The organism is Halorubrum sp. SD612, from assembly GCF_002135005.1.
In genome coordinates, this window is sequence record NZ_NEWI01000219.1 from 1 (window position 1) to 3415 (window position 3415).

Genomic DNA, 3415 nt, shown 5'->3' on the forward strand with positions numbered 1-3415 from the left:
CGGGAGGGAGGGCGCTGGGGGGGAGAGAGCCGGGGGCGTTGCGGCGGGGCCCGGAAACCGACGGCCGCCGAGAGCTAGTACCGGCGGCCGGCGGAGTCGGGGAGGTGAAGCGGGACGCCCTCGTCGCGGTCGCGGTCGCCCTCCGCGCCCTCGTCGCGCTCGGCGGCGCGGCCGCGACGCTGGACACCGCCGTCGACACCGGCGGCGGCGGGTTCGGCGGGAGCGGCGGAGACGCCCCGAGCGTCGGATCTGACACGGGCGACCCCGGCGTCCTCACGTCGTCGGGGGAGGCGGGCGACTTCTCCGCGCCGGGGCTCTGTCTGCCGTTCCTCAGGGAGCCGCCCGCCGTGATCGCGCTGCTCGTCGGCCTGACGCTGCTCGCGGGGGTCACCTATCGCGACACTGGGTCGCCGTTCGCGAGCGTCGCCGTCGCCGGCGTGATGGGCGCCCCGATCGCGGTCCTGTTCTGGGTGCTGTCGACGTGCCGGTCGGTCGCGGAGAACGTCTCCACCTCGCTCGGGATGGGCAGCAACGGGACGGAGTTACTGTCGACCGGCGCGGCCGGCGGCGGGCTCGGCAGCGGCGAGGGCGCGGCGTCGGCGCCGCAGATCCTGTTCGCGGTCGTCGTCGTCGCCGCGGTGATCGCGAGCGTCGCCGCGCTGCTCCTCGCCGGCGGCGACGACGAGGCGGACGGCGGCGGCGACCGGACCGACGAACCGGTCGAGGAGCCGCCGGACCTCGCCGCGGTCGGGCGGACGGCCGGCGAGGTCGCGGACCGGATCGAGTCCTCGGACGCGGACCACGAGGTGTACCGCGCGTGGCGCGACATGACCGACGTCCTCGACGTCGACCGGCCGGACTCCTCGACGCCCGCGGAGTTCGCGGCCGCCGCGGTCGACGCGGGCGTCGCCGAGGAGCCGGTGACCGCGCTCACCGAGGTGTTCGAGCGGGTCCGATACGGCGGCGAGGACGCGACCGACGACCGAGAGCGCCGCGCCGTCGAGGCGCTGCGTCGGATCGAGGAGCGGCACGGAGGCGACTCGTGACGCGCGCTCTGACGGAGAGCGCGGGCGAGACGGTGGGAACCGACGGTGGTGGTCGGTAGTGCGGCCGCTCGCCGTCGCGGGAGTGCTGGCGGTCGCCGTCGGCATCCTCGCGGCGCTCGACCGCGGCGTGGCGTCGGTCCTCTCCCCCACGTCGGCGGTCGTCACGCTGATCGGCGTCCTCGGCGTGGTTCAGGGGATTCGATACGCGAACGCGCGTCGGGACCGCCGGCGGATGCCGACAGACACCGGAGAGCCGGAGCGGCGCGCGCCCGCCGCGGTGCCCGGTGCCGACCTCGACGAGCGGATCGCCCGCGTGGCCAGTCCGGCGCCGGGCGGTTACCGGAACCGTCGCGCCCTCCGCGACCGGGTCCGGGAGGTCGCCGTGGACGCCGTCGCCCGCGACCGCAACTGCTCGCGGGAGGCGGCGGCGACGGCCGTCGACGACGGGACGTGGACGGACGACGCGGCCGCCGCCGCGTTCTTCGACACCCGGACCGCCTATCCCGTCCGGGTCCGGCTCTCCGCCGGGGTCCGGGGACGGTCGAACTACTGGTACGGGCTCCGCGCCGCGATCGGCGAGATCGAGCGGATAGAGGGGGGTGCGGCGTGAGCGACCCCTCAAGCGGCGCCGCCGCGTCCGAGCCGGCATCGACCGACGGTGAGGCGACCGGACGAGACGGCGACGCGGTCGGACGCGACCGCGACGCGACCGAGACTGAATCGGCCGACGCGACCGAGACTGAATCCGCCGGCGCTCCGAGCGACCGGGAACACCGCCGAGCGATCGAGACGGAGCGCTGGCTGGGGGTGGCGGGGGCGGCCCTGGCGCTGGTCGGCCTCGGCGTGCTCGTCCGGCAGTCGTCTCTCGTGCTCGCCGGCGCGGTGGGCGCCGGGTACGTGGTGTACGCGCGGGCGGGCGACGCGTCGGCGCCGGCGCTCGCGGTGACGCGGACGGTGAGCGACGAGGCCCCGGAGCCGGGCGACGAGGTCAGCGTGACCGTCCGGGCGGAGAACGTCGGCGAGGAGGCCCTGCCGGACCTCCGGCTCGTCGACGGGGTCCCGCCGGGGTTGGCGGTCGTCGACGGCCCCGCTCGGGTCGCGACGGCGCTGCGACCCGGGACGGCGGTGACGTTCGAGTACACGGTGCGCGCGGCCCGGGGCGACCACGAGTGGGAGCCGCTGACGGCGATCACCCGCGACGCGGCCGGCGCCCGCGAGCGCACGACCGCGCTCGACGCGCCGACCGCGATCGCCTGTACGCCGGAGCTGTCCGCCGGCGGCGACCTCCCGCTGCGCGGGCTGACGACCGTCCACCACGGTCGGGTGCCGACCGACGTGGGCGGGAGCGGGGTCGAGTTCCACGCGACCCGGGAGTACCGCCGGGGCGATCCCCTCAAGCGGATCGACTGGAACCGGCGGGCGCGGACGGGCGAGCTGTCGACCGTCGAACTGCGCGAGGAGCGCGCCGCCACCGTCGTGCTGGTCGTCGACGCCCGCGAGTCCGCGTACGTCGCCGCCGACCCCGACGCCGAGACCGCGGTGGAGGCGAGCGTCGCGGCCGCGGGACAGGCGTTCTCCGCGCTCCTCGACGGGGGCGACCGGGTCGGGATCGCGGCGCTGTCGCCGATCGACTGCTGGCTGCCGCCCGGCAGCGGGACCGTCCACGCGGCCCGCGGGCGCGAGACGCTCGCGACCGACCCCGCGCTGGCGCCGACGCCGAGCGACGACCGGTTCTACCGGTCGCTGTGGCTCCGGCGGTTCCGGCGGCGGCTCCCGGCCGACGCGCAGGTGCTCTTCTTCACCCCCCTCGTCGACGAAACCGCGACGGCGATCGCGCGGCGCGTCGACGCGCACGGTCACCTCGTGACGGTCCTCTCGCCGGACCCGACGACGGCCGAGACGGCGGGCGAACGGTTGACCGCCTTCGAGCGGCGCCAGCGGCTCCGGACGCTCCGGGCGGGCGGGATCCGCGCGCTGGAGTGGGGCGACGACTCCTTCCCGGTCGCCGTCGCGGCCGCGACGAGGCGGTGGTCGCCGTGAGCGGCGAGGGCGCGGCGGGCGAGGCGTCGACGGGTGAGGGGTCGGCGGGCGACGCGGGCGGCGACGGTTCCGCGGTCGCGGCGACCGGGGACGACGCGCTCGCCGACTTCCACGAGACAGACGCGCGCCCGCCGACGGTCGCGACAGTCGCGAGCCTCGCGGCCGCCGGGGTCGCCGCGACCGCGGCGCTGGTCGCGAGCCCGACCGGCGGCGCGCTGCTCGGTGCCGCCGCGCTCGGGTTCCTCGGCGGGGCGCCCAGGGGCCCGCCGAGGGCCCTGACGTGGGCCGCGGGCGTCGGCGTGGGCGGGCTCGCGCTCGCGCGGTAACGC

At 77.5% G+C, this 3415-nt stretch carries 3 protein-coding genes and 1 pseudogene; all 4 read left to right on the forward strand.

All coding sequences use genetic code 11. The features are described from left to right. Nucleotides 1-104: 104 nt before the first annotated feature. On the forward strand, nt 105-1046 hold the full coding sequence (locus B9G38_RS15345; RefSeq protein WP_086220953.1) for a DUF4129 domain-containing protein: 942 nt from the start codon (nt 105-107) through the stop codon (nt 1044-1046). Between the two features lie 58 nt (nt 1047-1104). Continuing rightward, complete coding sequence (locus B9G38_RS15350; RefSeq protein WP_086216739.1) at nt 1105-1656, forward strand: hypothetical protein; 552 nt, start codon at nt 1105-1107, stop codon at nt 1654-1656. Next, the gene (locus B9G38_RS15355; RefSeq protein ID WP_086220954.1) at nt 1653-3086 is read left to right on the forward strand and encodes a DUF58 domain-containing protein; all 1434 of its coding nucleotides are present in this window, start codon (nt 1653-1655) and stop codon (nt 3084-3086) included. The genes B9G38_RS15350 and B9G38_RS15355 overlap by 4 nt, the downstream gene beginning before the upstream one ends. Next, nucleotides 3026-3406: pseudogene (locus tag B9G38_RS15360) on the forward strand (hypothetical protein); the annotation flags it as partial. The gene B9G38_RS15355 and the pseudogene B9G38_RS15360, both read left to right, overlap by 61 nt. Between the last annotated feature and the right edge of the window lie 9 nt (nt 3407-3415).